Origin of the sequence: Streptomyces sp. NPDC059567, assembly GCF_042735655.1 — a bacterium.
Taxonomy (GTDB): Bacteria; Actinomycetota; Actinomycetes; order Streptomycetales; family Streptomycetaceae; genus Streptomyces.
In genome coordinates, this window is record NZ_JBHWBS010000007.1 from 17,546 (window position 1) to 43,765 (window position 26,220).

The 26,220-nt window shown below is 71.8% G+C and carries 22 protein-coding genes; 12 read left to right on the forward strand and 10 right to left on the reverse strand.

The annotated features are described in order from the left end of the window. Positions 1 to 110 precede the first annotated feature (110 nt). Complete coding sequence (locus ACFVZW_RS05655; RefSeq protein ID WP_384517165.1) at positions 111 to 3,689, forward strand: CHAT domain-containing protein; 3,579 nt, start codon at positions 111 to 113, stop codon at positions 3,687 to 3,689. A 6-nt stretch (positions 3,690 to 3,695) separates the two neighbouring features. Beyond that, positions 3,696 to 4,448: a hypothetical protein gene (locus ACFVZW_RS05660; protein ID WP_384517168.1), complete on the forward strand. Its 753-nt coding sequence runs from the start codon at positions 3,696 to 3,698 to the stop codon at positions 4,446 to 4,448. Between the two features lie 42 nt (positions 4,449 to 4,490). Here the strand turns inward: ACFVZW_RS05660 and ACFVZW_RS05665 are convergent, their stop codons facing one another. From ACFVZW_RS05665 to ACFVZW_RS05680, 4 genes are all read right to left on the reverse strand, one after another. Continuing rightward, positions 4,491 to 5,195 carry a DUF317 domain-containing protein gene (locus ACFVZW_RS05665; protein WP_384517171.1) on the reverse strand — a complete coding sequence of 235 codons (705 nt, stop codon included), beginning with the start codon at positions 5,193 to 5,195 and terminating at the stop codon, positions 4,491 to 4,493. Then, positions 5,083 to 5,673: an HAD-IC family P-type ATPase gene (locus tag ACFVZW_RS05670; protein ID WP_384517445.1), complete on the reverse strand. Its 591-nt coding sequence runs from the start codon at positions 5,671 to 5,673 to the stop codon at positions 5,083 to 5,085. Before ACFVZW_RS05670 ends, ACFVZW_RS05665 begins: the two co-directional genes overlap by 113 nt. A 200-nt stretch (positions 5,674 to 5,873) precedes the next feature. Then, entirely contained in the window at positions 5,874 to 7,397 is a 1,524-nt protein-coding gene (locus ACFVZW_RS05675) for an aldehyde dehydrogenase family protein (RefSeq protein WP_384517174.1), read from the reverse strand. Between the two features lie 45 nt (positions 7,398 to 7,442). After that, positions 7,443 to 8,723, reverse strand: coding sequence for a GAF domain-containing protein (locus tag ACFVZW_RS05680; RefSeq protein WP_384517448.1), 1,281 nt, complete (start codon positions 8,721 to 8,723; stop codon positions 7,443 to 7,445). A gap of 270 nt (positions 8,724 to 8,993) precedes the next feature. Here ACFVZW_RS05680 and ACFVZW_RS05685 point away from each other — a divergent pair, with 270 nt between their 5' ends. After that, positions 8,994 to 9,848, forward strand: coding sequence for a bifunctional 5,10-methylenetetrahydrofolate dehydrogenase/5,10-methenyltetrahydrofolate cyclohydrolase (locus ACFVZW_RS05685; protein WP_384517177.1), 855 nt, complete (start codon positions 8,994 to 8,996; stop codon positions 9,846 to 9,848). A 107-nt stretch (positions 9,849 to 9,955) separates the two neighbouring features. Beyond that, the gene (locus tag ACFVZW_RS05690; RefSeq protein ID WP_384517180.1) at positions 9,956 to 10,588 is read left to right on the forward strand and encodes a hypothetical protein; all 633 of its coding nucleotides are present in this window, start codon (positions 9,956 to 9,958) and stop codon (positions 10,586 to 10,588) included. 16 nt (positions 10,589 to 10,604) lie between these two features. Here ACFVZW_RS05690 and ACFVZW_RS05695 read toward each other — a convergent pair whose 3' ends face one another. Continuing rightward, on the reverse strand, positions 10,605 to 11,897 hold the full coding sequence (locus ACFVZW_RS05695) for an SWF or SNF family helicase (protein WP_384517183.1): 1,293 nt from the start codon (positions 11,895 to 11,897) through the stop codon (positions 10,605 to 10,607). Further along, positions 11,894 to 14,836, reverse strand: coding sequence for an SNF2-related protein (locus tag ACFVZW_RS05700; RefSeq protein ID WP_384517185.1), 2,943 nt, complete (start codon positions 14,834 to 14,836; stop codon positions 11,894 to 11,896). The genes ACFVZW_RS05695 and ACFVZW_RS05700 overlap by 4 nt, the downstream gene beginning before the upstream one ends. 276 nt (positions 14,837 to 15,112) lie before the next feature. Here ACFVZW_RS05700 and ACFVZW_RS05705 point away from each other — a divergent pair, with 276 nt between their 5' ends. The 3 genes from ACFVZW_RS05705 (at position 15,113) to ACFVZW_RS05715 (ending at position 17,096) form a co-directional block, all read left to right on the forward strand. Then, positions 15,113 to 16,213 carry a fatty acid desaturase family protein gene (locus ACFVZW_RS05705; protein WP_384517188.1) on the forward strand — a complete coding sequence of 367 codons (1,101 nt, stop codon included), beginning with the start codon at positions 15,113 to 15,115 and terminating at the stop codon, positions 16,211 to 16,213. Between the two features lie 16 nt (positions 16,214 to 16,229). After that, positions 16,230 to 16,412 (forward strand): hypothetical protein, encoded by a 183-nt coding sequence (locus tag ACFVZW_RS05710; RefSeq protein ID WP_384517191.1) that lies wholly within the window; start codon positions 16,230 to 16,232, stop codon positions 16,410 to 16,412. Positions 16,413 to 16,550: 138 nt separating this feature from the next. After that, positions 16,551 to 17,096, forward strand: a complete 546-nt coding sequence (locus tag ACFVZW_RS05715; protein WP_384517193.1) for an MOSC domain-containing protein — start codon at positions 16,551 to 16,553, stop codon at positions 17,094 to 17,096. 31 nt (positions 17,097 to 17,127) lie between these two features. On the opposite strand, the gene ACFVZW_RS05720 is transcribed toward ACFVZW_RS05715, so the two are convergent. From ACFVZW_RS05720 to ACFVZW_RS05735, 4 genes are all read right to left on the reverse strand, one after another. Beyond that, positions 17,128 to 18,507: a tannase/feruloyl esterase family alpha/beta hydrolase gene (locus ACFVZW_RS05720; protein ID WP_384517196.1), complete on the reverse strand. Its 1,380-nt coding sequence runs from the start codon at positions 18,505 to 18,507 to the stop codon at positions 17,128 to 17,130. Between the two features lie 135 nt (positions 18,508 to 18,642). Next, complete coding sequence (locus tag ACFVZW_RS05725; RefSeq protein ID WP_384517199.1) at positions 18,643 to 19,512, reverse strand: hypothetical protein; 870 nt, start codon at positions 19,510 to 19,512, stop codon at positions 18,643 to 18,645. Positions 19,513 to 19,611: 99 nt separating this feature from the next. Next, positions 19,612 to 19,917, reverse strand: coding sequence for a hypothetical protein (locus ACFVZW_RS05730; protein WP_384517451.1), 306 nt, complete (start codon positions 19,915 to 19,917; stop codon positions 19,612 to 19,614). A gap of 110 nt (positions 19,918 to 20,027) precedes the next feature. Further along, on the reverse strand, positions 20,028 to 20,624 hold the full coding sequence (locus ACFVZW_RS05735; RefSeq protein WP_384517202.1) for a class I SAM-dependent methyltransferase: 597 nt from the start codon (positions 20,622 to 20,624) through the stop codon (positions 20,028 to 20,030). A 151-nt stretch (positions 20,625 to 20,775) separates the two neighbouring features. On the opposite strand from ACFVZW_RS05735, the gene ACFVZW_RS05740 reads away from it, so the two are divergent. From ACFVZW_RS05740 to ACFVZW_RS05760, 5 genes are all read left to right on the forward strand, one after another. After that, positions 20,776 to 21,666: an MHYT domain-containing protein gene (locus ACFVZW_RS05740; RefSeq protein ID WP_384517205.1), complete on the forward strand. Its 891-nt coding sequence runs from the start codon at positions 20,776 to 20,778 to the stop codon at positions 21,664 to 21,666. A 189-nt stretch (positions 21,667 to 21,855) separates the two neighbouring features. Continuing rightward, positions 21,856 to 24,759: a nitrate- and nitrite sensing domain-containing protein gene (locus tag ACFVZW_RS05745; protein ID WP_384517208.1), complete on the forward strand. Its 2,904-nt coding sequence runs from the start codon at positions 21,856 to 21,858 to the stop codon at positions 24,757 to 24,759. Continuing rightward, positions 24,756 to 25,190 (forward strand): roadblock/LC7 domain-containing protein, encoded by a 435-nt coding sequence (locus tag ACFVZW_RS05750; protein WP_329112621.1) that lies wholly within the window; start codon positions 24,756 to 24,758, stop codon positions 25,188 to 25,190. Before ACFVZW_RS05745 ends, ACFVZW_RS05750 begins: the two co-directional genes overlap by 4 nt. Positions 25,191 to 25,202: 12 nt before the next feature. Further along, positions 25,203 to 25,619 (forward strand): DUF742 domain-containing protein, encoded by a 417-nt coding sequence (locus ACFVZW_RS05755; RefSeq protein ID WP_384517211.1) that lies wholly within the window; start codon positions 25,203 to 25,205, stop codon positions 25,617 to 25,619. After that, positions 25,600 to 26,220 carry an ATP/GTP-binding protein gene (locus ACFVZW_RS05760; RefSeq protein WP_376434098.1) on the forward strand — a complete coding sequence of 207 codons (621 nt, stop codon included), beginning with the start codon at positions 25,600 to 25,602 and terminating at the stop codon, positions 26,218 to 26,220. Before ACFVZW_RS05755 ends, ACFVZW_RS05760 begins: the two co-directional genes overlap by 20 nt.

A 26,220-nucleotide genomic window follows, 5' to 3' on the forward strand; every position in this document is an offset into this window, starting at 1 on the left:
ACGGCAGGCAGGAATTGCGGCGAACGGGGGGTGTCGTGGTGCCCGATAGTACGGGGGAGGTACGCCGACTGCGGGAAGAGGTCTTCCGTATCCGCCGGGAGAACGGGGACGTGACCCCCGCCCGGTTGTCGCAGCTGGCCTGGGAATGCTGGTCGCACCAGCTCAGCGCCGAGACGGCATATCTGGCGCAGTGCACGATCCGACAGGACGCGGTCGACGGCGGCGACCCGGATCGGCGGGTGTACGCCCGGGCGCTCTTGATCGCGGCTTTGAACCGCGGCCAGCGGCTTGCGGAAGCGGCGGACATCGTCGACCAGGGGGAACCGCCGTCCCCGGGAAGCTCTCCCTCGGCCCGCTTCCAACTACACCTCAACGAGGGTGTGGTGATGATCGAAACGGGACGCTACGAGGAGGCACTCGACCGGTTCCGGCTCGCCGACGCACATGCCGACAACGTCGACTCCGGAGAGCTGCACGGTGTGCTGGAGCTGAATCGGGGAGCGGCGCTGAACTCCCTGGCCCGCTACGACGAGGCGATTACCGCGCACTCCCGTGCACTGGCCGAACTTCCGGCCCACCGTCACCCGGAAGCGCTGCACAACCTCGCCAACGCACTGGCAGGCAGCGGGCGCACGGATGATGCCGAGCAGCACTACCGGGAAGCGTTCGAATCGGCCAGCGGCAATCCCAGGGTCCAGGGGAACGTCCTGAGCAATCTTGCCAAACTCCTCATGCACGAGAATCGCGCCGACGAAGCAGCGGACATGTTGCGCGACGCCTTGGACCTTCGGGCCGCCGCTGGGGACGTCATCGGTCAGGCTCGGTCGCACGAGTTGATGAGCACCTTACTGGTCGAGCGTTGGGACTTCCGGGGCGCTCTGGACCATGTGGAGCGCTCCTTGGTGCTGAGCCGTGGCGCAGGGGTGCCCGATTCCCCGGAAGTGGTCGAGCGAGCACGCCGATTGGCGGAGATGCTGCACAGGCTGGACGCCTCGCCCGCCGAGGAAGCGCAGATCCTGGTTCACCGGATGCGCCAGGCAGTGATGGTCTCGGAACTGAGAGAGCTGCTCGAATCGGCCCCCCGGGAGGTGCTGAGGCGGGTCGGCCCGGTGCTGGAACGGGAGCAGCAGCAGGGGCGGGGCAGCGAGACGCTCAAGGAGCTGGCCCGTCTCGTGCATCGGGTGCTGGAGCAGGGCACTCAGATGGCGATCGCAGAGTTCACCGCGAAGCAGGCCGAGCGGAACAGGCTCATCAGCACCGCCAAGGAATTCTTCAAGAGTGATTCCTGGCTGGCGCGCAAGCGCTACTACGAGGCTCACCGGAAGGCGCTGGAGAGCGAAGAGCTGAGGGGGATGTTGCCGGGGCTGGCCGAGCGGCCGGGACCGTTGCACGTCGCGCCGGGGGATGCCGAAGCTCTGCTGCGGCTCGTCGCGGCATGCCGGGACGAGGGCGTGGACATGGCGTTCGCCCGGCTCCCGGCCGAGGGCCCCATGGACCTGATCAGCCGGTTCGTGCAGGTGGGAACCTGGCGGGAGAGCCTGGCTCTCGTACAGGCGCACCCTGCCTGGCTCCTCGGCGACGAGGTGTCGCGGGTACTGGAACAGGCGGCCCTCGGACCGAACCCGATCCAGCGCGCTCGCCTGCAGACCCATCTGGAAGTGCTACGGCAGTGTCGGCTGGTGGGGCCGGAGGCGGCCTGCGCCGCCGCTCCATCTGGCATGGACGGACCACTGGGCACCAAGAGCGCCATCGCCAGCTGGAGTTTGAAGGGCGCCGAGGACCATCCCGACGAACCGTTCGCAGCGGAGCGAAGACTGGCCGAGCACGCGGTAGCGAGCGGCGACGAAGAGTCCGAGATGCTGGCCCTCGTCGGCCTCGGAAAGCAATATCTGCAACGGGCCGAGGGCGATCGGCGGCACAATCTCGAACGGGCGCGGCAAGCGCTGTCGCGGCTACGGGAGATCTCCCGATCCATGCTCCGGTTCCAGACCTTCGGCGGGGCCAGCGTAGATCTCGGGATGGCACTGCTGGAACTGAGCAGGCTGAGCCCGCCGGGGGACGGGCTCCTGGAGGAGGCCCGGTCCGTCTTCAGGGAAGTGCTCGGGCGCTCGGACAACCGGTTCCCCGCTACGCACGTCCGGTCGGCCGCCCGCGGCATGTACGAGACCCTGAGAGCCCTCGAAGCGGCAGATCCGACTCTGGGGCGTCGCGCGCGGTTCCGGGCCGAACGCACCGCCGCCTGCCAGGCCGCGATGGACGCGTCCGATGAACTCGTACGAACCGGTGGGGTGGAGGACCGCCGCAAGGAGTTCCAACAGACGTTCTGGGCCTGTGCGCAATTGGTGGAGGACCGCTTCGCCGAGCGTCGCTTCGCAGACGCGCTGATCGCCGCCGAGCGGGGCCGAGGGCGCGGGTTCCTCGCGGAAATCGGCGGCACGGGCCCACTGCCCGACTTCGTCCCCGTAGCCCTCGTCCGTCGAGAGGACGAGGCGCGATCCCGGCTCGCCGTGCTGAGGGAGCGGGCCACCCAGGCAGACAGCGTGGACGCCATTGTGGCGGAGCAGACCCTGGCACACGTACACCGCGAACTCGCCGTCTTTTCACCTCGGTTGGCTCTGCTGCGTACGGGTGCCGCGCCGACCCTGGACGAGCTCCTCGAGCTGAGGGGCAGTCTCGAACCCGGCACGGTGCTGCTGTCCTGGTTCTCGATGCCCCATGCCTGCATCACCTTCGCCCTCTTCGACGACGGACAGGTGCTGGCCGAGAAGTCTCCCCTGTCCTGGGCGGACCTCGAGTCCTACTGCGCGCTGGCCAGAGCTGACGTCTGGCGCCGCCCCAGCAGCCCCGACCAGCCACTTTCCCCGGCGTGGGCGAAGCTCACCGACGCTCTGGTGCCACGGGCCTGGTGCCCGCGCATCGCCGAGGCGGCGGCCACCGTCCTCGTACCGCACGGCCTGCTCCACGATCTGCCGCTGCACGTGCTTCCCGTGGCGGGGCTGGACGGCCGATCGCTGACCGAGATCGCCCCTGTGCGTTACTTGCCGGGTCTGGTCCTGGGGCGACGCCTCGACAACCGCCGTCCCGAAGACGGGTCCGCCCTCGTGCTCGCCCACTCCGGTGCTGACCCGGCCGCGGGGAACGACGAGTTCCTCCGAGAGGCGCACGAGGCCACGGCACTGCTGGGCGCGGGAACGGACCGTATCGCCACCGGACCGGACGCGAGGATCGACCGCATCGCCGAACTGGGGCCGACACTCACGGCCTTGCACATCGCGGCACACGGGTTCTTCGATCCGGAGGACCCACTTGGTTCCGGCCTGCTCTTGTCCGACGGCACACAAGGAGGGTTCGAAGTGCTCTCCGCACGCACGGTGATCTCACGGGTAAGGCTCAATGGGGCGGTCGTGGTGCTCAGCGGGTGCGACTCCAACCGCCGTGAATTAGGACCGACCGATGAGGGCGAGGGGCTCGTTCGGGCTTTCCTGGTGGCCGGTGCCAGGCAGGTCGTTGCGAGCCAGTGGAAGGTTGACTCCGCGGTGACTCGCTCACTGATGAACGGCTACTACTCCCGGGTGAAGCGGAACGCCGATGTGCCCGGGGCCATGCGGGACGCCGCGCTTGAGCTGCGTGCCGAACCGGATACCGCACACCCCTACTACTGGGGACCGTTCGTAGTCGTGGGAGTGTGACAAGCAATGCCCTTGGACGAGGCCGACGCACAGACCGCCTTCCCCGAGTGGCGGCCGGACGCCGTCCACCGCTGGTTGGAACCTTCTGACGAAGGAGGCGGTGTACGGGGGCCGGTCGCGCTGCCTGATGCCGCTGGCAGACCACATGTCGAGCTGCCCCGTTCGGTCTTCGACTGCATTTCCCTCGACGGGCTGCGTGACCACCCGTCGGTGGATCCGCTCGTCAGGGCCCAACTGGACGCGGGCGTCTCTTTCCGGCTCCTGCGGTTCCCCTTCTCGCTGCGCCGGCCGGCCGACGGCAGGGTCCGCGAGATCGTCTTCTCCGTACGGCTCGACGGTGGCGACGGGAGCGGACCGCCGCGTGTGCACAGCATCCACCCCACACGCGAAGAGACGCATGACGAGGTAGCGACCGATGTCGCCCTGGAACCGCAGCTGAGTCTCGGTTCGCTCGCGCAGGTGGGAGTGGGCCGGATCGGGCGCACGGTCACGGCGCGGCGCAGCCGCGCGGCAGTGGTGGGGCTGTGGGGCGAACTCGGCGCGGACTGGGTGCTACAGACGCCGAATCGCTCGGACTCGGGTCTCGACGGCACCTGGGAGTTCCTTTCGGTCGTCCGCTGGGACGGGCCGCCGGGTCGACTGAGCGCTCTGCTGGCGGTATCGGCGACGGTGGAAACCTCAAGGAGGCTGTGGACGACGAAGCGGGTGGAGCATGCGTACGGGCCGTACGAACTCGTTGGGTGCCAGGCCATCGTCTGATTTCTTGCAATCAATCGTCATCGGACGGAACATAGGCGGCGATCAGCATGCGGCCGGCTGAGGGTGCGATCGAAGCCCCCTAGTGGCGTGGCTGGCCTGGTGCTGCCTGCGGCCGTAGCCGTGGGCGAGTTCGAAGGCGACGTCCTGGAGCAGGGCAGCGGGGACGTGCGCTGAGAGCCGTATGGACCAGAAGGGCTGTTCGGGATGGTTGCCACCCCAGATGGTCCAGGTGTCGCGTGTGGCGGTCGGCTTCGTCGCGGCGAAGGCGTTGAAGGGATTGCGGCCAGCTCCTCGGTGGGCGCGATCCACTCCACTGCTCGGGCGTTGACGGTCAACTGCCAGCCGGTCTCGGCGAGGCTGTCGAGTAAGGCGCTCATGCTTGGTGAAGAAGCCGGTCAAGAGGGCTTCGTGGTCGCCGGGGTCGGCGGCGTACACGGGCACCGTCTCCGGCCTCGGTTCGTTGGGCGCAGCGTTCTCGGCCGGCGTGAACGTGGGTGGCTGGGAGGGAGGTTTGGTGAGGAGTTCGGCGGCGGCGCGTTCGATGTCGGTGAGGGGGGCCGGTCCGAGGCGGGCGGCGATCGAGCACTGGCTGTGGAAGTCCGTCCTCGCCGTGGAAGTGGACGCTCCTGCCGTCTCAGTAGGTACCGACCGCCACGGTGGTCCAGCCGTCGTACGCGTGGAGGCGGCCGGAGGCGATGTCGTCGTGGATCTGCTGGGCGGCGGCGCTGGGAAGCCGCGCCATCGCACGCGGCGTTCCTCCAGTGGTGCGCGCCTGAGCATCTCGTTGCTTGTGCGCGGTAGGTGAGGAGTGTGGTTGACGAGCCGGGCAGAATTGCCGACGACCGCGATGCTGCTCGTCGGCCGGGACGGGGTTCATGGATCCGCCGGCTCCGGCGACCAGCCCGAGCAGGTTGACTCCGATGGCGAGGCCGTAGTTCTGGCGTACGACGCGCAGGGTGTGGCCGCTGAGTTCGACGACGGCGGGGACGTGGCGCAAGTCGTTGCCGGCCAGGGCAATGTCGGCGGTCTCCAGTGCCACGTGCGAGGAGTGCTCGCCCAAGGCGATGCCGACGTCGGCCAGCGCGAGGGCGGGGGCGTCGTTGGTTCCGTCGCCCACCATGGCGACCGTGTGGCCTTCGGCCTGGAGGTCCCGGATCAGCTGGAGTTTGGCCTCCGGCAGGGCATGCGCATGGACCTCGGTGATTCCGACGGGGCATTTGCACAGGCCAGAAAGTGCTCAGCGTCTGCTGGCATGCACAGTGGAGCGGCGATCGGACTGGCCCGTGCACGGCCCGGATCTTCGCTATGAAGTGGGATATCGGAGGCAAGCGAACTCTGCAATCACCCGACTTCGGTAGCCATCTCGAGACCAGGGAACGGTGCCTGACCGGCCTTTTTGTGCAGGTCAGACGCGTGCTCAACCTTTTAGAAGAAGCCGATCTTCTTGGGTGAGTAGCTTACTAATAGGTTCTTCGTCTGCTGGTAGTGGTCCAGCATCATCTTGTGGGTCTCGCGGCCGATGCCCGACTGCTTGTAGCCGCCGAAGGCCGCGTGTGCCGGGTAGGCGTGGTAGCAGTTCGTCCAGACTCGGCCCGCCTGGATCGCGCGGCCCGCGCGGTAGGCCGTGTTGCCGTCGCGGGTCCAGACGCCCGCGCCCAGGCCGTAGAGGGTGTCGTTCGCCGTGCGGATCGCGTCGTCGAAGTCGGTGAAGGAGGTGACCGCGACGACCGGGCCGAAGATCTCCTCCTGGAAGATCCGCATGCGGTTGTCGCCCTCGAAGATCGTCGGCTGGACGTAGCAGCCGCCCGCCAGCTCGCCGTCGTACTCGATCCGCTGGCCGCCCGTCAGGATCTTCGCGCCCTCCTGCTGGCCGATGTCGAGATACGAAAGGATCTTCTGGAGCTGGTCGTTGGACGCCTGGGCGCCGATCATCGTGTCCGTGTCCAGCGGGTGGCCCGGGAGGATCTCCTCCGTGCGGGAGATCGCCGCCTCCAGGAACTCGCTGTAATGGCCCCGCTGGATCAGGGCCCTTGACGGGCACGTGCAGACCTCGCCCTGGTTCAGCGCGAACATCGTGAAGCCCTCGAGCGCCTTGTCGCGGAAGTCGTCGTCCGCCGCCCATACGTCGTCGAAGAAGATGTTCGGCGACTTGCCGCCCAGCTCCAGCGTGACCGGCTTGATGTTCTCGGAGGCGTACTGCATGATCAGCCGGCCCGTCGTCGTCTCGCCCGTGAAGGCGATCTTCGCGACGCGCGACGAGGACGCGAGCGGCTTGCCCGCCTCCGCGCCGAAACCGTTGACGATGTTCACCACGCCCGGCGGCAGCAGGTCGGCGATCAGGCTCATCCAGAAGTGCACGGAGGCCGGGGTCTGTTCGGCGGGCTTCAGGACCACCGCGTTGCCCGCCGCCAGCGCCGGCGCCAGTTTCCAGACCGCCATCAGGATCGGGAAGTTCCACGGGATGATCTGAGCGACCACGCCCAGCGGCTCGTGGAAGTGGTACGCGACGGTGTCGTCGTCGATCTCGCTCAGCGCGCCCTCCTGGCCGCGCAGCGCGCCCGCGAAGTAGCGGAAGTGGTCGATCGCCAGCGGGATGTCGGCGGCCAGGGTCTCGCGGACCGGCTTGCCGTTCTCCCAGCTCTCCGCGACCGCCAGTCGCTCCAGGTTCGCCTCCATCCTGTCGGCGATCCGCAGGAGGACGTTCGACCGCTCGGTCGGCGCCGTGCGTCCCCAGGCCGGGGCCGCCGCGTGCGCCGCGTCCAGGGCGCGCTCCACGTCCTCGGCCGTGCCGCGGGCGACCTCGGTGAAAGGACGGCCGTCGACCGGGCTCGGGTTCTCGAAGTACTGCCCCCGGGCCGGGGCGACGTACTCACCGCCGATCCAGTGGTCGTAGCGGGCTTCGTACGACATGATCGCGCCCTCGGTACCGGGTGCGGCGTAACGGGTCATGGACATGGCCTCCCTCGGACCGCGCCGGCCGTCCCTGACCGGCGCTCACCGCCGAGAGTGCGCCGCCCGACGTTGCAACACCGTTGCGCCCGCCGACAGTTCCGCGTCCAGTGCCCGCAACCGGGCCAGCACGGGCGCCAGTCCGGAATCGGGGACGACCTCGGACAGCGCGCGCCACATCTCGACGTCGTCCTCGCCCCACGTGCTGTACGTCCAGTCCGCGAGCAGACCCGGATCGCCCCGGTCCACCAGCGCCGCCCGCAGCCGGTCCGCGAGCCGCTCGCGCAGCCGTACGACCCCGGGAGCGCGCGACGAAGGCAGCAGCGGCCCCGCGTATTCGCCGAGCGCCGCCGACACCGCGCCCGAGCCGAGCCGCCGGTCGACCGTGCCGAAGTCCGCGTCCACCACCGCGTCGAGCCGGTACGGACGGGAGCGCAACAGCTCCGCGCCGAGCAGCCCGCGCAGCCGGGACAGCTCCGCCCGCAGCGTGACCGGGGTGACCGACTCGTCCTCGTACAGGAGCGTCAGGAGTTCGTCGCCGCTCACCCCCTCGGGGCGGTGCGCGAGGACGACCAGGATCTCGCTGTGCCGCCGGCTCAGCCGCTGTCGGCGGCCGTCCACGCTCAGCAGGGCTTCGTCCCGGCCCAGGGCGGTCAGCCGCACCCGGTCCGCGGCCGGTGCGGGAGCGAGGAGGGCGAGCTGGGACTCGGCCGCCCGCGCCACGGCCTGCACGAAGGCGAGGCTGTGCGGATGGGCGAGCCGGTCCCCGCCCGTGATGTCGACCGCGCCGAGCAGCCGCCCGGTCCGTGGATCGTGTACGGGAGCGGCGGCGCAGGTCCACGCCTGCACGGGCCGCCGGAAGTGCTCGGCGCTGAAGACCTGCACCGGCCGGTCCACGGCGATCGCGGTCCCCGGTGCGTTCGTCCCCGCCACCGACTCCGACCAGCGGGCCCCGGCGACGAAGTTCATCGCGCGGGCCCGACGCAGCGTCCCGGGATGGCCCTCCACCCACAGCATCCGTCCGGCCGCGTCGCAGACCGCGAGCAGATGCTCCCCGTCCGTCGCGTACGCGCCCATCAACTCACGGATCACCGGCATCGCGGCGGACAGCGGATGCTCCTCACGGTGTCCGGCGAGCTCCTCGTCGGCCAGCTCCACACAGGCCGCGCCGTCCGGGCTCACCCGCGCCCGCGCCGAGCGCCGCCAGGAGTCGGCGACCAGCGGCCGTACCGGAGGAAGCTGCACCCTGCCACCGCTGTTGAACGCCTCGTGCGCCCGCCGCAGCGCACCGGCGTCCGGCTCCGACGCCACCCACGCATCGCTCAACTCGGCCTCCACGTCGAGGTCCACCGTTCCCTTCGTGGTCATCGTCGTGCGCGCGCGAGCCGCCCACAAGCGTCCGGACACCGCGGCATATGCACCCTGTCCTGACACCGCCGCCGGGTCCTCACGTAGAGTGGGGCTCGGGCCGTGACTGGCGCTTGAGGTGGATCACCACCGGGGAGCGGCCCCGCCGGACCCCGCGCACCCGCGCGGATCCGTCGCTGCCGTGCGCCTGGGCGATCACCTGTCATCGACGACGCCCAGGAGTGGCCCATGTCCACCAGCACCGCCTCCCTCATGGACGGCACCGCGCTCGCCCGCCGCACGGTCGAGGAGACCGCCGCCCGCGCCGCCGAGATCACCCGCCGCACCGGCGTCACGCCGTGTCTCGCCACGGTCCTCGTCGGCGAGGACCCGGCCTCCGTCACGTACGTGAAGATGAAGCAGAACCGCTGCGCGAAGGCCGGAATCCGCTCCAAGCACGTCGAGCTGCCCGCCTCGACGACCACCGAGGAACTCGTCGCCGCGATCACCCCGCTCTCCGAGGACCCCGAGGTCCACGGCATCCTGCTCCAGCACCCGGTCGGGCCGCACATCGACGAGCGTGCCGCCTTCGAGGCGATCGCGCCGGAGAAGGACGTCGACGGTGTCACCATGGCCTCCTTCGCCGCCATGGGCTTCGGCCTCCCGGGCTTCGTCTCCTGCACGCCCGGCGGCATCATGCGCCTGCTCGACGCCTACGACGTCGAGCTCAGCGGCAAGCGGGCCGTCGTCGTGGGCCGCTCCGCGATCCTCGGCAAGCCGGCCGGCCTGCTGCTGCTCGGCCGCGACGCCACCGTCACGTACTGCCACTCGCGCACCGCCGAGCTCTCCTCGATCGTCCGTGAGGCCGACATCCTCGTCGCCGCCGTGGGCAAGCCCCGCTTCATCAAGGGCGAGGACATCAAGCCCGGCGCGGTCGTGATCGACGCGGGCTACAACCCCGGCAACATCGGCGACGTCGACTTCGAGACGGCCGCCGAGCGGGCCTCGCTCATCACGCCCGTACCCGGTGGCGTGGGCCCGATGACCATCGCCGTGCTCCTCGCGCAGACCGTCGAAGGGGCGGAGCGCCAGCTCGGCCTTTAGCACGAGGACGGGGTGTCGCGCGACCCGTGGGTGAACGGACTTTGTCACCGTTCTGTCCGCGGTGTGCTGCAACTTGCCTTCAGCCAAAGGAAGCTGACGGTTCGTGAGTGATCCTGGTCACCATGTCCCGGCTCTCCGTCGACCTGCTGTCGCCGTTGCGGCACCTCCTCGTGCCCGTCCTTCTCCTGGTGGCGGGTCTCGTGGTCGTGAGCTGTCACGGCGGCGGGGGCGCGGGCCGGTTCTCGGCGGACCCGGGGGAGCGGGGGGATCTGCGGTCCGCGACCGCCCAGGCCGCGAGCCGTGAACTCGCACCCCAGGGCGGCGCCGCGACGCCCCGCCCCTGGCCCAGCACCAGCCCGTCCGGAGCGACCTCGCCCGTGCCGTACGAGCGGCTCGCGCCGGGGGAGTGCTTCGACATCGATCGGGAAGCGCCGGGCACCGTCGTGCGGCGCGGCTGCGAGCAGCCGCACGACGCCCAACTCGTCGTCGTGCTCCGGCTGACCGGCGATCACGGCACCGACCGGGACGTACGCGAGGGGGCCGCGGCCCTCTGCCGCGAGCCGCTGCGCCGCGAAGCCGCGGAGCAGCCGTACGGCACGCGCTGGACCACCTTCGTCCAGTACCCGTACCGCAGCAGCTACCTCCTCGGCTCCGACACCGTGGCCTGCAGCCTGGCCGCGCACACCCCGAACTCCGCCACGGGCGGCACGGTTCGCAAACTCACCGCGCCACTCCAGTGACAGTGACAGTGGAGCCTCAGCCCTCGCCCGCCACCACAACAGCGAGCGCGGCGGCCGGATCCTGGTCCGCCGGACCGGCAGGGACCCAGTGCCCGCGCTCCTTGCGATAGGGCCACCAGCGGCCGTCCTCGCCGAGCCGCAGCTGCGCCTCCGCACCGACCACCGTCCAGCGGGCCGCACCCGCCGGCCTCAGCACCGGCCGGTCGGCATCCGCCCACGCCTCCGCGAGCAGTGTCCTCGCCCGTGCCAGCGCCTCGGCGTCAGGCGTCCACTCCTCCTCCAGTACGGACAGGGCGGCGGCGCCCCCGTAATGCCACGCGCGCGTGGCCAGGTCCAGCTCAGCCCGCCGTCGTCCCGACCCGGCGGCGAGACGGGACGCGATCCCCGACGGCACGGACCCGGTGGCCGCCAGCCGTACCGCGTCCTGTCCGACCGTCAGGGACGCCTCCGCCGCGGACCGCTCATGACCCGGGGCGAGCGCCTCGGCAAGCAGCCGGTGCGCCCGACCGGCCGCGTCCGCCGCCAGGAACTCCAGCGCCGACGGGTCGAGACCGGGCGCCGGGTCCGTCTCTGTGTCCAGAGACGGTGGCATGCCCGGCGCCGAAGGGAGCACCGGCGGCGCCGGCAGCGGCGGCAGGATGTCGCGCGCGGCGAACGCCTCCACGGCCGATACGCCGCCGTTCTCGGCCCCTGCCTCGTCCGCGGCCGGGTCCGGGGCGCCCGGAGCCGCCCGCGCGGTGCTGCGCTCCTGCAGTTCGTCCAGGAGCGCCCGCTCCCCCCGCCCCCGCATCAACAGCAGCACGAACGGATCTTCGTCGAGCAGCCGCGCCACCTGGTAGCAGAGGGCCGCCGTATGCGGGCAGTGGTCCCACGCCTCGCAGCCGCATTCCGGGTCCAGATCGCCGATGCCCGGCAGCAGTTCGAGCCCGGCCGCCGTCGCGTCCTCCACGAGGTGCGGCGGCATCTCGTGGTCGAGCAGGGCCGCGATGTGCCCCGCGCTCTCCACCGCGAGGTCGAGCAGCCGGTCCCACTCGTCCGCCGACAGCTCCCGCAGCAGCACATCGCCGCGGTACGAGGAGCCGTCGCGGTCCCGTACGACCGCCGTGATCCGCCCCGGCCGTACCGACACCGCGCCCACCGCGCCCTCACGGGCGCGCTTGCGCCCCTCCTTCAGCTGCCGGCCGTCGAGCGCCGTGTCCTCCAGCGCCTTCAACCACGCCCGGCCCCACCATGTGCGGGCGAAACCGGAACCGCGGGCCGGCGGCAGCGCCGCGAAGGTCCGCTCGTCGTCATGTGTGTACCCGCTCATCGTCCGTCCCCTCGCAGCTGGACCAGATCCGCCAGCTCGGCATCCGTCAGTTCGGTCAGCGCCGCCTCGCCCGAGCCCAGCACGGAGTCGGCCAGCGCCCGCTTGCGCAGCAGCATGTCCGCGATCCGGTCCTCGATCGTCCCCTCGGCGATCAGCCGGTGGACCTGCACCGGCTGGGTCTGTCCGATGCGGTACGCGCGGTCGGTGGCCTGGGCCTCCACGGCCGGATTCCACCAGCGGTCGTAGTGCACGACATGCCCGGCCCGGGTCAGGTTGAGCCCCGTGCCCGCCGCCTTCAACGACAGCAGGAAGACGGGGACTTCACCGTCCTGGAAGCGCGCGACCATCGCCTCGCGCTCGGCGACGGGTGTGCCGCCGTGCAGGAACTGCGTCCGTACCCCCCGTGCCGCCAGATGTTGTTCGAGCAGCCGCGCCATCCGTACGTACTGGGTGAAGACCAGGACGCTCGCGTCCTCGGCGAGGATCGTGTCGAGCAGCTCGTCGAGCAGCTCCAGCTTGCCGGAACGGCCCTCGATGCGCGGCCGGTCCTCCTTCAGGTACTGGGCGGGGTGGTTGCAGATCTGCTTGAGCCCCGTCAGCAGCTTGACCACCAGCCCGCGGCGCTCCATGCCGTCGGCATCGGCGATGGCCGTGAGGGTCTCCCGCACCACCGCCTCGTACAGCCCCGCCTGTTCCTTCGTCAGGGAGACGGCCCGATCGGTCTCGGTCTTCGGCGGAAGTTCGGGTGCGATGCCCGGGTCCGACTTCCGGCGCCGCAGCAGGAACGGGCGGACCAGCGCGGCGAGCCGCTCGGCGGCGGCCGGATCCGCACCGCCCTCGACGGCCGACGCGTAGCGGGAGCGGAAAGTGCCGAGCCGACCGAGGAGGCCGGGTGTCGTCCAGTCGAGGATCGCCCACAGCTCGGAGAGGTTGTTCTCGACGGGCGTGCCGGACAGGGCGACGCGCGCCTTGGCTCCGATGGTGCGCAGCTGCTTGGCGGTGGCCGAGTACGGGTTCTTGACGTGCTGGGCCTCGTCGGCGACGACCATGCCCCACGGCCGTCCGGCGAGCTGCTCGGTGTCCAGCCGCATGGTCCCGTACGTGGTGAGGACGAACTCGCCGTCGGCCAGGCCTTCCAGGCTCCGGGCCGGGCCGTGGAAGCGGCGCACGGGCGTGCCGGGCGCGAACTTCTCGATCTCCCGCTGCCAGTTGCCCATGAGCGAGGTCGGACAGACGACGAGGGTGGGACCGGCGGCGTCGGGCTCGCTCTGCCGGTGCAGATGGAGCGCGATGAGCGTGATCGTCTTGCCCAGACCCATGTCGTCGGCGAGACAGCCGCCGAGGCAGAGGGAGGTCATCCGGTGCAGCCAGTCGAGGCCGCGCAGCTGGTAGTCGCGGAGCGTCGCGGCGAGCGCCGCGGGCTGTGCCACCTCCTGCGGGCCGCCCTCGGGGTCGGCGAGGCGGGCGCGCAGCTGCTCCAGCCAGCCTGTCGCATGCGCCTCGAACCGTCGGCCGTCGGCCTCCGCCGTCCCGGTGAGGACGGCGCCGAGTGCGTCCACGGGCGTGATCTTGCGGTCGTGCGAGTCGCGGGCGCGGCGCACCTCGGCCGGGTCGACCAGCACCCACTGGTCGCGCAGCCGGACCACCGGGCGACCGGCCTCGGCGAGCTGGTCCAGCTCGGCACGGGTGAGCTCCTGGTCACCGACCGCGAAACGCCAGTTGAAGGCGAGGAGCGCGTCGGCGGACAGGAAGGAGGGGAGCGCGGAGGAGCGGTGGCCGGCGGGGGAGGGTGCGGAGTCGGACGCCTCCCCGGGGTACGGCGCGTCCGTCGAGGCGGAATCGCCGTCCGACGGGCCGATCACCGCGCGGACCGTGAGCCGGTGGGCCAGGTCGCGCGGCCAGTGGATCTGGACGCCCGTCGCGGCGAGGGCCCGGGCCGCGGGGCCGAGCAGGTCGGTGACCTCCTCGTCCGCCAGCTCGACGGCGTCCGGGACGGCGGCCGAGAGCAGTGGGGCAAGCGGTGCCCAGGCACGGGCGGCACGGCGCAGCGCGAGAAGCGCGTCCATCCGGGCCCGGGGTTCGAACGCCCCGCCGGCAGGCCCCGATCCGGCCCAGACGTCCGCCGCGTCCGCGACCAGCGTCGGGTCGGCGACGCTGTGCATCTGCAGAACGGCCCGGAAGGACGGAGCCTCCCGCTCGTCGAGACCCGGCAGTTCGAGGCGCAGGGAGAGACGTACGCCGGCGTCGTGGCCGGCCGCCACGTCCGCCGCCCACGCCCGCTGCTCGGGCACCTCCCGCGGTTCGTCGGCCGCGAATACGGGCCCGCCGGCGGCGAGTGGCGCTGCCGGGGTGCGCGGCAGCGCGTCCGCGACCGCGTCCACGAAGGAGCGCAGCAGCCGCTCGGGCTCGGGAAGGAGAAGGGGACCGGCACCGGACAGCGGTACGGCATGGGCGGTGGGCGGCATCGAGGCGGCGAGCGCCCGCAGCTCGGCCAGCTCCTCGGGGCCGAGGGGCCCGGCCCGCCACGCGTCCCGGTCGGTGGCCGTGAGGCCGGGCAGGAAGAGCCCCTTGGCCCCGAGATGGAGGGCGAACAGGGCGGCGGCACCCCAGAAGGCGGTCGCGGGCGAGGACGCGTCGGAGAAGCGGGCGCGGGTGAGGACCGGCAGGGCGTCCCGTACGGGGAGGAGGAGCGCGGGAACGGTGTGCGGACGGACGTCGTCGGCGACCGCCGTCACGACGGTCAGTTCGTCGGCCATCACGGTCGGAGCGTCGGCCACGGCAGGCAGGTGATCGGCAGGCAGCTGGTCGGTCGGCGGACGGTCGGCGGTCGGGACCCCGTCAGGGGACCAGAAGGCGATCCGGCCGGCGCGTGGCGGATCGGAAGGCAGGAAGACGGCGGAGCAGCGGGCGAGTTCATCAATTCTCTGGGACGACGGCAACGCATTCCTCAAATTTGACTACTGGGCCGAGCGGCCGAGGGTACCTGAACCGACCACCCTCCCGTGGACGCGATCGCCGTGACCTGGCTCACGTCCCAGCCGTCGGCCTCGGAGACTCCGACGCCCGTGGTGGAGCCAGCCCCACCCCCGCCCCCGGGCAAGCCCCCCGGAATCCCGGGGGGTGACGCCATGGCTCCGGACGATCACCGATCCGTACGTTCGAGGGAGTCCGGGCGGCCAGCGCCCGGGCCCCGACAACGGACACCGGAGACCGCCATGCCCCAGGCCACCGCAACGCTCACGGCGCCCGACCGGAGCCTTTCGGCGCCCGACGAGAACAGCTCCACCAGAAGGGGCGGCGGCAGCGAGTTCGCGCCGTTGCTGCGCACCGTGAGGGAGCAGGGGCTGCTGGAGCGCAGGTCCGGCTGGTACGCCCGTGGGATCGCCGTCAACCTCCTCGGCCTCTCCGCCGTCGTCGCGGGTCTGGTCCTGCTCGGTCCGTCCTGGTGGGCCCTGCTGCTCGCCGTCCCGCTCGCGCTGCTCTCCGCCCGGGTAGCCTTCGTCGGACACGACGCCGGGCACTCCCAGATCTCCGGGGACCGGCGCCGCAACCGGATCATCCAGCTCGTCCACGCCAACCTCCTGCTCGGCATGAGCCAGGAGTGGTGGAACGACAAGCACAACCGCCACCACGCCAACCCCAACCACCTCGACAAGGACCCGGACGTCGCGGCCGACATCCTCGTCTTCGCCCAGCACCAGACCACCGGTCGAGCCGGCTTCCGCGGCTGGCTCACCCGCCATCAGGCCTGGCTCTTCTTCCCGCTGACCACGCTCGAGGGCATCGCGCTCAAGGTGTACGGATTCCAGGCACTGCTCTCCAAGGACGGTCCGTACAAGACCCGGCGCGAGCGACTCGTCGAAGGCGCCCTGCTCCTCGCCCATGTCGTCGGCTACGTCACCCTGCTGCTGACCACCCTCACCATCGGTCAGGCCCTCGTCTTCGCCCTGATCCATCAGATGCTCCTCGGACTGCACCTGGGCATGGCCTTCGCCCCCAACCACAAGGGCATGGAGATGCCCGACGCCCACCCGGACGGCGACAGCTGGGGCCATCTGCGCCGGCAGGTGCTCACCTCGCGCAACATCCGGGGCGGGATCCTGACCGACTGGTTCCTCGGCGGACTGAACTACCAGATCGAGCACCACCTCTTCCCGAACATGCCCCGGCCGCATCTTCGACTCGCCCAGCCCGCCGTGCGTGCGCACTGCCGTACGGTGGGTATCCCCTACACAGAGACCGGTTTCGTCGAGTCCTACCGACAGGCGCTCGGACATCTGCACGAGGTCGGGGAGCCGCTGCGCTCGGCAGCGTGACAAGGAGGCGTCGGACATGTCGACACGGACGAAGATCGTGATCGGGGGAGTGGCCGTCGGCCTCCTCCTGATGCCCCTCATCGGATTCTGGATGTCCCTGCTGGTGGTGCTCGGCGTACCGGCCGTCGCCTACCTGGCCCTCGACCCGAGCCAGCGGCGCCGACTGCGCAAGATCTCCCGCAAGGAGCTGAACCGCTGATCCGCCCTGGGCTCCGCTGACGCCGCAGACCTCTGCGGACGCCGCACGACCGCCGCTGACCTCGGAGAACGCCTGGCGTACGCTCGGAGGCGATCACCCGCATGTGATCATCGGAACGGAGAAGGGGAGCTCCAGCTCATGAGCAGCGCCACCGTCACGACGGTCAGCAGCAACGGCGTCTATGCGTTCACCAAGCCGAACCGGGACAGCATCACGCTGCTCGCCGGTCTCGGCGTGGAGGGCGACGTCCACGCCGGCGTCACGGTCAAGCACCGATCCCGCGTGGCCAAGGATCCGACCGTGCCGAACCTGCGGCAGGTGCACCTCATCCACGCGGAGCTCTTCGACGAGGTCGCCGGGGCCGGGTTCGAGGTCACCCCGGGCGCGCTCGGCGAGAACGTCACCACCCGCGGCATCGACCTCCTCGGCCTTCCGACCGGCACCCGGCTGCACCTCGGTGCCGAGGCCGTCGTCGAGGTCACGGGCCTGCGCAACCCCTGCGCCCAGATCGACAACTACCGGCACGGGCTGCTGAAGCAGGTCCTCGGCCGGGACGAGAGCGGGGAGATCGTCCGCAAGGCCGGGATCATGAGCATCGTGCTGACCGGTGGAGAGGTGCGGCCCGGCGACCCGATACGGATCGAGCTGCCGGCCGAGCCGCACCGCTCCCTGGAGATGGTCTGAGCCCCGGGCCTCCGGCCCGCCGACGCAGGTCCTACGAGGTCTTCAGCGTGCAGGAGTTGATCACGTCACCGCCCGCCGGCCGTGCGATCGTACGGTCCGCGGGCGGAGCCGTTCCCTCCTCGACCCACTCGCGGAGCGCCGCGAACGCCGAGCGGTAGCAGGGCAGGATCGGACGCAGCCGGTCGGGATGCGTGTCGTACAGACCGTCGGTGTGGGTGCCGTCCTGGACCGTGTAGTACCGGTGCAGCCCGCCCCGCCCCCGGTCGTCGATCATCCGCGCGTACACATCGGAGTCGGTCGCGATGGGCAGCAGGGTGTCCAGATCGCCGTGGAGGGTGATCAGCGGCTTCCCGATCCGCCCGGTCAGCGCGACCTCGGCGACCGCCCGGTGCACGGACGCAGGGCGGGAGGCGTAGTCGTACGACGCGTCGGAGGCACAGGGAGCGAGGATCTGCTCGACCGTCGAACCGGCCGTGGAGCCCGGACACGCGGAGTCGTACGACGGATCGAACTCGGCCCGGAAGATCTTCTGGGTCAGCCCCCAGTACGCCTTCTCGTGGTACGGCCACAGGAAGCGCGAGCCCGGCGCGAACCCTGCGTCGATCAGGTCCTCGTCCGAGGCCCGGCCGAGGGAGCGGGCGACGGTGACGGGGAGGCTCGTCAGCAGGTTGGGCCCCCGGGTCGTCCAGAGCACGCCCTCCCAGTCCACCCCGCCGTCGTACAGCTCCGGACGGTTCTCCAGCTGCCAGCGGGTCAGATAACCGGCGTTGGAGATGCCCGTCATGTACGTGCGCCGGGGCGCGCTGCCGTACCGCTGCCGCACGGCCTTCTTCGCCGCCCTCGTCAGCTCGGTCACCCGGCGGTTCCACTCGGCGACCGCGTCGCCCGGCCGCCGTCCGTCGGTGAAGAAGTCCGGCCCGGTGTTGCCCTTGTCGGTGGCGGCGTAGGCGAAGCCCTGGGCCAGCACGTGGTCGGAGATGAGCGCGTCGGTGGAGTACTGGCGCCGGGTGCCGGGCGCGCCGGTGACGACCAGGCCGCCGTTCCAGTTCTCGGGGAGCCTGATCACGAACTGGGAGTCGTGGCCCCAACCGTGGGTCGCGTTGAGCCGCGAGTCGTCGGGGAAGTAGCCGTCGATCTGGATCCCGGGGACGCCGGAAGGGTTCTTGGTGCCCGTCGCGGCCAGGCCCGCCTGGTCGGCCATGTCGGTGTACGGCGTGCCGGCCAGAGCCGCAGTCGTCAGATCTCCGAGGCAGGCCGTCTCCTGGTGCTCGGCGCCGGGCACGTGGATCCGGTGCTGCCCCGCGCATGCGGATGGCGGGCCCGACCGGGCGCCGGCGGGCGCGGCGGGACCGGCGACGGTCAGCCCGGTCAGGAGCGCGACGAGCAAGGGGACGCCTCGGTTCAGGCGCATGGACGGCCTCCGGTGGGACGACGGGAACGGGGTGCGCCGCCACATCGTGCGGCGCAGCATTCCCGTGCGGCCATGGTCCTGGACCACACCTCGGGTCCTCGGCCCATGTGGGGCCGCGGGTGCCGCGCCCAGGGCTCAGGAGGGGCGAACCGCCATCGCGTCCAGGGCCTCCAGGAGATCCGGCAGCTTCGGGCCGCGCGCCACCGGGAGGACTTCACGGGGCTCGTCGTCCAGGAGGACGAAGGCCATGTCGTCGGTCCGGGCGACGAGCGACCAGCCGGGTCCGTCGGCGCGCAGCATCCGCGCCCCGCCGGTGGCGAAGCTCGACCGCACGCGGCCCACCGGCGGCGCGTCCTCCAGATAGCCACGCAGCTCGGCGATCGCGCGACGGACACCGTCGTAGGGATCGCGGGCGAGGTCGTCCGGGTCGCCGTCGCCGGGGTCTGCGCCGGCGGGCGTGTCGCCTGTCCCGGCGTCGGCCTCGGGCCGTGATGCGTCCGGTACGGACCGGTCGGCGTCCTCGGCTCCCTCGTCGTCCATCTGCGCCCGCCAGGACGCCCACTGCAGGGCCACCTCGTCGGCGCCGAGCCTGCGCTGGGCCGGTCCCCAGACGGCGTCGTCCGGCGGGGTCAGGGGCGCGCGGACGCCCTCCTCCGGCTCCGGGTCGTGCGGGGCCGGGAGGTCCGGGGAGGCCGTCGCCACCGCGAGCGGCCAGCCCGGGAGCGCGGCCACGACCGAGCGCTCGTCGGGGGAGAGGTCGTACTCCATCCCGCAGTCCCACGAGGCGATGGCCACCGCGACCAGCGACACGTCGTCGATGGCCACGGTCCAACGGGCGCCCTCGCCGTCCTGGCCGAGGACGAGCCCGTACCCCTCGGCGTACGGCTCGAGATCCAGCGCCGCGCAGGCAGCCGGATAGTCGTCGCCCAAGGCGCTCGGGAACTGCGCGGGCGTGAGCAGCACCGCGGTCAGCACGTACAGCGCGTCGTCGTCGGCGGTAGCCACGTCAGCCTCCCCATCTGGTCGTCGGCGCACCTTAACCAGTGGGTAACCCGCGCGTCGAGAGTCTTCGGAAGGAATCTGGCACGGGCGATTCCGGACGGCTCAGGCCGTCGGCAGCCCGGGCAGTCCCAGGAGCGAGCGGGCCACGGTCTGCGGCGACTCGCCGCGCTCACGGGCGAGCGCGATCACGGCACGGCAGGCGAGCTCGTTGATGCCGAAGGAGAGGGCTTCGGGGGAGACCCACGCGGCGGCCTCTTCGATCCGGTCCTGATCCTCTTCCACACAGGCGGCCACATAGGTCGCCGCCGCCTCGAAGATGTTGTGCTGCCGTCGCGCCCGGGGCGGCTCGGGTGGGCCTTCCGGTGCTCGTCGCGCGGTCGGCAGGAGGGCATTGAGGAGTGCTCGCATTCTGGCCATGACCTGCCGCCTTCCCCGGACACGGCTGCCCGGCCCTCCCACCGTAGACAGGGAAGTGCCGGGACAGAAGGGCGCGTTGGGCCGTGAAACGACGAAATGGCTCAGTCGCGGACCGCGAGCACCAGGTAACGGTCGTCCGCGTCCACGTAACTGACCATCCGCCATCCGGAACCGGTGAGAAGCGGACGCAGACGGGGCTCGGCGCGCAGGTCGTCGTCGGTGATCTGCCGGCCGTGGCGGGCGGCGAGGGCGGCCCGGCCGATGGGGTGGAAGAGGGCCAGCCGTCCGCCGGGGCGGACCGCCCGGGCCAGCTCGCGCAGGTTCTCGGCGGGGTCCGCCAGATGGGAGATGAGACCGGCCCCGAACACCGCGTCGAGCGCCCCGTCGCGCACCGGCAGTCGGGAAACGTCCGTGAGGAGGAGTTCGGCGGATTCGTCCCGCCCGGCACGTACTGCCTGGGCCAGCATCTGCGGGGTCAGATCGGCGCCGACGACGGTCCCGGTCGGACCCACGGCCGCACGCAGCGCGGGCAGGGCGCGGCCGGTGCCGCACCCCGCGTCGAGCACGGCGTCACCGGGACGCAGCCCGAGATCGGCGACGGCCGCGGCGTACGCGGGACCGTCGTCGGGGAAGCGGGTGTCCCAGTCGGCGGCGCGGGGGCCGAAGAACTCCTGGACATGGGTGGGGTCATCGCTCATGCGTGCATGATGCCTCAGCCTCAGGGGTGAACGTCCTGTGCGCACGTTCGAGCGCGGCACGATCGTTCTGGAACATCTCTATGTCATATTCCATCAGGTTTCGAAATGCGCCCCCGATGCGCCCCCTGGTGCGGTCTAGCGTCCCTGAGTCATGGGACACCTGGACCACGCCACCTTCGGCTGGCTGACACCTGTGCTGTCGTACGCGATGGCCTGCATAGGCGCCGCCCTCGGGCTGCGCTGCACCGTACGAGCGCTCGACGCGACCGGCCGATCGCGACGCAACTGGCTGCTCACCGCCGCGTCCGCCATCGGCACCGGCATCTGGACGATGCACTTCGTCGCGATGCTCGGCTTCGGCGTGACCGGGACCGACATCCGCTACAACGTACCGCTGACCATCCTCAGCCTGCTCATCGCCATGGCCGTCGTCGGAGTCGGCGTCTTCGCCGTCGGCCATGGACGCGACCGGGTCCGCTCACTCCTGATCGGCGGACTCACGACCGGCGTCGGCGTCGCGAGCATGCACTACATGGGCATGGCCGCCCTGCGGCTGCACGGGCAGGTGACGTACGACCCCATGCTCGTCGCCCTCTCCGTCGTCATCGCGGTCGTCGCCGCGACGGCGGCGCTGTGGGCGGCGCTCAACATCCAAGCGCCGGCCGCCGTGGCGGTCGCCTCGCTGGTCATGGGAGCCGCCGTCAGCTCCATGCACTACACGGGCATGTTCGCCGTCCGCGTCGAGGTCGCTCCCTCGACGGCCGCGCTGCCGGGGGCCACGGCCATGCAGTTCATCTTCCCCCTCGCCGTGGGCCTCGGCTCGTACCTCTTCATCACCTCCGCCTTCGTCGCCCTCTCCCCGACGGCCAGGGAACGCGCCGCCTACGCCTCCGCGGAGCGTCTCACCGAGCCCGACGAGCGCGCGGTCGACGTGGCACCCCGCGGCTACCGACCGGAACCGGCCGCCGCCGCCACCGCGCGGGCAGCGGCCTCCTACGCCTACCCGGCGGGCCCCGTGGACGTCGGGCGGGACCACACGTAGGCACGCCCGGGCCACGGCTGGGCCACCAAGGGCCGGCCGAGGACTGAGCCGGGCGGACCCGGTGAAGACCTGAGCCGGACCCGGGCCCGACCTGGGACGCACCGAGACCGCCCCCTCGCCGAACGCCGCACCGCGGCACGAGCGGGACGCACACCGCACCTGGACAGACGCAGCCGGAACGAGGAGGCCATGCGAACTCCCCGCAAGACCAAGGACGCCGACACCCCGGCGCCGCAGGCGGCGCGCGGACGGCGCGCGCACGCAGGGCCGCCCGCCGACGAACCGCCGGAGCGCGCCCCCGCGGCGCAGGCGGGCCGGGCCGAGCAGGGCGGGGGGGCGGCCGGGATGTCCGCCCCGCCCCGACGCCGCGGCCTGCGCCCCAGGACCGTCCGGGCGAAGATCGTCTCGCTGCTGATGGTCCCCGTCGTGTCGCTGCTGGCCCTGTGGGGTTTCGCCACCGTCACCACCGCTCAGGACATCGCCCGGCTCCGCGAGCTCCAGCGGGTCGACGCGGAGATCCGCGAACCCGTCGCCGCGGCCGTCACCGCCCTTCAGGCCGAACGTCGCGCCGCCGTGCGCCAGGTCGCCGTGCCCGGGGCCGGACGCGTCACCGAGCTCAAGGAGCAGATGCGGCGCACCGACGCCGCCGTCGCGCGGCTCCGGCTGGACGGCGGACACACCGTCGGAGACACCGGGGACCTGCCCCGGAACGTCGCCGACCGGATCGGACAGTTCGTCACCAAGGCCGAGGGCCTCGACCGACTCCGTACGGCCGCGGCCGCCGGCAGCGCCGACTGGGACCAGGTGTACAAGGAGTACACCGCGGCGATCACCGCCGCCTTCGCCGTCGACGGCGCACTGAGCGGCATCCAGGACGCGGAGATCGGCTCCGACGCGCGCGTGCTGCTGGAATTCGGCCGCGCCGGCGAGATGCTCGCCCGGGAGGACGCCCTGCTCGCCTCGGCCCATCTCGGCGGAGAGCTCGGCGCGGAAAGGCTTCGGCAGTTCACCGGGGCCGTCGAGACGCGCCGTACCCTCACCGAGTCCGCCACCGCCGACCTGCGCGGATCCGAGCGCGCCGCCTGGGAGGAGCTCGCCGCCCAGCGCGGCTACCAGCAGCTCACGGCCGCGGAGGACCGGGTACGCGCCGCCGCCCCCGGCCGCAAGGCCGCCCAGGCCGTGCCCGCCGCCACCTGGGACGACGCCATGGCAGTCGTACGCGGCGGGCTCAGCACCATCGAGACGGACGCCCGGCGCGCCGCGGCCGACCGCGCGGACCCGTTCGCGGGAGGCGTGCTGACCGCCGGAGGCGCCGCGGTGCTCCTCGGCCTCGCCGCCGTCGCCGCCTCCCTCGTCATCTCCGTACGCATCGGACGTGCCCTGGTCATCGAACTGATCAGCCTCCGCAACACCGCTCTGGCGATCGCCCGCCGTAAACTCCCCGCCGCCATGACACGGCTGCGGGCCGGCGAGGAGATCGACGTCCACGCCGAGGCCCCGCCGGGACCCGCCCCGCAGGACGAGATCGGCCAGGTGGGAGAGGCGCTCACCACCGTCCACCGGGCCGCGCTCTCCGCCGCCGTGGAACGCGCCGAACTCGCCAGCGGCATCTCCGGCGTCTTCGTCAACCTCGCCCGCCGCAGCCAGGTCCTGGTCCACCGTCAGCTCAACCTGCTGGACAGCATGGAGCGCCGGGCCGACGACCCGAACGAACTCGGCGACCTCTTCAGGCTCGACCACCTCACGACCCGGATGCGCCGCCATGCCGAGAGCCTGATCATCCTCTCCGGCGCCGCCCCCGGCCGCGCCTGGCGGATGCCGGTCCCGCTGACCAACGTCGTACGGGCCGCCGTCTCCGAAATCGAGGACTACGCGCGCGTGGAGATGCGGCAGCTCCCCGAGACGGCCGTCGTCGGCGGCGCCGTCGCCGACCTCACGCACCTGCTGGCCGAGCTCATCGAGAACGCCGCCCAGTTCTCCCCGCCGCACACCAAGGTGCGGATCAGTGGTGAACCGGTCGGCAACGGCTACGCCCTGGAGATCGAGGACCGGGGACTCGGCATGGGCAAGGAGAGCCTCGCCGAGGCCAACACACGGATCGAACAGTCCGAGGCACTCGACCTCTTCGACAGCGACAGGCTCGGCCTCTTCGTGGTCAGCCGCCTCTCCTCCCGGCACGACATCAAGGTCCATCTGCGCACCTCGCCCTACGGCGGTACGACGGCGGTCGTCCTGCTCCCCAACGACGTGCTGCAGAGCGCGCTTCCGCCCGGGAGGAGCGCACCGGACCCGCGGGCGTCCGAAGGTTCCCGTACGGACGCGGCGCACGGCTACGCACCACCCGGCATGCACGGCGAACGTGGACGCGCCGAGGCCGGGTCCGGGACGCCCTTCCCCCGGCCCCGGCACCAGAAGCCGGTCGCCGTGGCCCCCGCACCGTCCCAGGCACAGCCGCTGCCCCGTCCGCCGCGCATCCCCGCCCTGGCGGGACAGCCGGAAGGCCCGGGAGCGGGCTCCACCGAGCAGCCGCCCGCCGGGGTCACCACCCTGCGTCAGCGCGGCCGTTCGGCTCCGCCCCCGCAGGCACCGCAGGCCCCGGCCGACGCCGGCGCCTCGGAGGCCCCCGTCGACGACTCCGGCGATCTGCCCCGCCGCGTGCGCCAGGCCAGCCTCGTACCGCAACTGCGCGAGGCGCCGCCGGCCGACCCTCCGCCGACTCCGGCCGTCCAGGGAGCGGACGAACGCACCCCCGAACAGGTCAGGGACCGTATGACCGCCTACCGCGACGGCTGGACGCGAGGCGGTGGAGCGGCCCCCGGCCACCGGCGCCCCCTCGGCTCGGGTTCCGGCCGCGGCTTCGGCGAAGAACCCGGCTTGGGCGAAGAGCCCGGCGGAGCGTTCGGCAACGCCCCGGGCCGCGACGTCGCCGACGACGCGGGCCGCCACTTCGGCTATGCCCCGGACGGTGCCCACGGCAACGACCCCGGCCGTCGCCTCGGCAACGCCCCCGGCACCGGCCCGGGCAGCGAGCTCGACCATGACCACGACCGTGACCGCGGCCGCGACTTCGGCAGTGAAGGAGACCACGCATGATCGACCACGAGAGGATTTCCCACCACCGCTCCGGTGAACTCGACTGGCTCCTCGACGACCTCGTCGTCCGGGTCCGCGAAGTCCGGCACACGGTTGTGCTGTCCAACGACGGGCTGGCCGTCGGCTCCTCCAGCGGCCTCAGCCGGGAGGACGCCGAGCACCTGGCCGCCATCGCCTCCGGGTTCAACAGCCTCGCCAAGGGTGCGGGCCGCCAGTTCCACACCGGGGGCGTGCGCCAGACGATGGTGGAGATGGACGACGGGTTCCTGTTCGTCGCCGCCGCGGGTGACGGTTCCTGTCTCGCCGTCCTCAGCTCGGTGAGCGCCGACATCGGGCTCATCGCCTACGAGATGGCCCGTCTGGTGAAGCGGGTCGGCGAACACCTCCACACCCCGCCGCGGCTCACCGCGACCCCGCCGGCCGCGGGCTGACCGGAGACGCCCATGAACGAGGACAGACCCGGCGACGGCCAGGCCGTGCCGGGCAGTCAGTGGTACGACGCGGACGCGGGGCCGCTCGTCCGCCCGTACGCCATGACCGGTGGCCGTACGAAGCCGGGACCCAGCAACGTACGGTTCGACCTCATCGCACTCGTCGTCGTCGACGACAACCCGCCCGGTGGGGCCGAGGAGTCGCTCCTCGGTCCGGAGCACCGGGCCCTGCTCACCCTGTGCCGGGCGGAGACGCAGTCGGTGGCCGAGCTGGCCGCCGACGCCGACCTGCCCGTCGGGGTCGTCCGGGTGCTCCTCGGCGACCTCCTCGAAGCGGGCTTCGTCAAGGTCAGCCGACCCGTACCGCCCGCACAGCTGCCCGACGAACGGATCCTGAGGGAAGTCATCGATGGCCTACGAGCGCTCTGACAGCAGCACCGGTGCGGGCGGCGGTGCGGACACCACGGCCCTCGCCCTGAAGATCCTGGTCGCCGGCGGTTTCGGCGTCGGCAAGACCACCCTGGTGGGCGCGGTCAGCGAGATCCGTCCGCTGCGCACCGAGGAACAGCTCAGCCGGGCGGGGGAGACCGTCGACGACACCGGAGGCGTCGCCCAGAAGACGACCACGACCGTGGCGATGGACTTCGGCCGCATCACCATCCGCTCCGGGCTCTCGCTGTACCTCTTCGGCACACCGGGGCAGGACCGGTTCTGGTTCCTCTGGGACGAGCTGTCCCAGGGTGCGCTCGGAGCCGTCGTCCTGGCCGACACGCGACGACTGGAGGACTGCTTCCCTGCGGTGGACTACTTCGAGCACCGCAAGATCCCCTTCGTCGTCGCGGTCAACTGCTTCGCCGGCGCCCGAAACTACGGCGCGCACGAGGTCTCGCGCGCGCTGGACCTGGACCGTGGCACGCCCGTGGTGCTGTGCGACGCGCGGGACCGGGACTCGGGCAAGGAGGTGCTGATCCGACTCGTCGAGTACGCGGGGCGCATGCATACGGCCCGGTTGCTGGACTCCGTCGGGTGA

Excerpts from the sequence above, each read along its gene's own strand:
- ACFVZW_RS05740 (WP_384517205.1), top strand. The coding sequence starts at position 20,776 with ATGGGACACCTGGACCACGCCACCTTCGGCTGGCTGACACCTGTGCTG.
- ACFVZW_RS05705 (WP_384517188.1), top strand. The coding sequence starts at position 15,113 with ATGCCCCAGGCCACCGCAACGCTCACGGCGCCCGACCGGAGCCTTTCG.
- ACFVZW_RS05760 (WP_376434098.1), top strand. The coding sequence starts at position 25,600 with ATGGCCTACGAGCGCTCTGACAGCAGCACCGGTGCGGGCGGCGGTGCG.
- ACFVZW_RS05730 (WP_384517451.1), bottom strand. The coding sequence starts at position 19,917 with ATGCGAGCACTCCTCAATGCCCTCCTGCCGACCGCGCGACGAGCACCG.
- ACFVZW_RS05745 (WP_384517208.1), top strand. The coding sequence starts at position 21,856 with ATGCGAACTCCCCGCAAGACCAAGGACGCCGACACCCCGGCGCCGCAG.
- ACFVZW_RS05750 (WP_329112621.1), top strand. The coding sequence starts at position 24,756 with ATGATCGACCACGAGAGGATTTCCCACCACCGCTCCGGTGAACTCGAC.
- ACFVZW_RS05710 (WP_384517191.1), top strand. The coding sequence starts at position 16,230 with ATGTCGACACGGACGAAGATCGTGATCGGGGGAGTGGCCGTCGGCCTC.
- ACFVZW_RS05715 (WP_384517193.1), top strand. The coding sequence starts at position 16,551 with ATGAGCAGCGCCACCGTCACGACGGTCAGCAGCAACGGCGTCTATGCG.
- ACFVZW_RS05755 (WP_384517211.1), top strand. The coding sequence starts at position 25,203 with ATGAACGAGGACAGACCCGGCGACGGCCAGGCCGTGCCGGGCAGTCAG.
- ACFVZW_RS05685 (WP_384517177.1), top strand. The coding sequence starts at position 8,994 with ATGTCCACCAGCACCGCCTCCCTCATGGACGGCACCGCGCTCGCCCGC.
- ACFVZW_RS05695 (WP_384517183.1), bottom strand. The coding sequence starts at position 11,897 with ATGAGCGGGTACACACATGACGACGAGCGGACCTTCGCGGCGCTGCCG.
- ACFVZW_RS05720 (WP_384517196.1), bottom strand. The coding sequence starts at position 18,507 with ATGCGCCTGAACCGAGGCGTCCCCTTGCTCGTCGCGCTCCTGACCGGG.
- ACFVZW_RS05675 (WP_384517174.1), bottom strand. The coding sequence starts at position 7,397 with ATGACCCGTTACGCCGCACCCGGTACCGAGGGCGCGATCATGTCGTAC.
- ACFVZW_RS05660 (WP_384517168.1), top strand. The coding sequence starts at position 3,696 with ATGCCCTTGGACGAGGCCGACGCACAGACCGCCTTCCCCGAGTGGCGG.
- ACFVZW_RS05735 (WP_384517202.1), bottom strand. The coding sequence starts at position 20,624 with ATGAGCGATGACCCCACCCATGTCCAGGAGTTCTTCGGCCCCCGCGCC.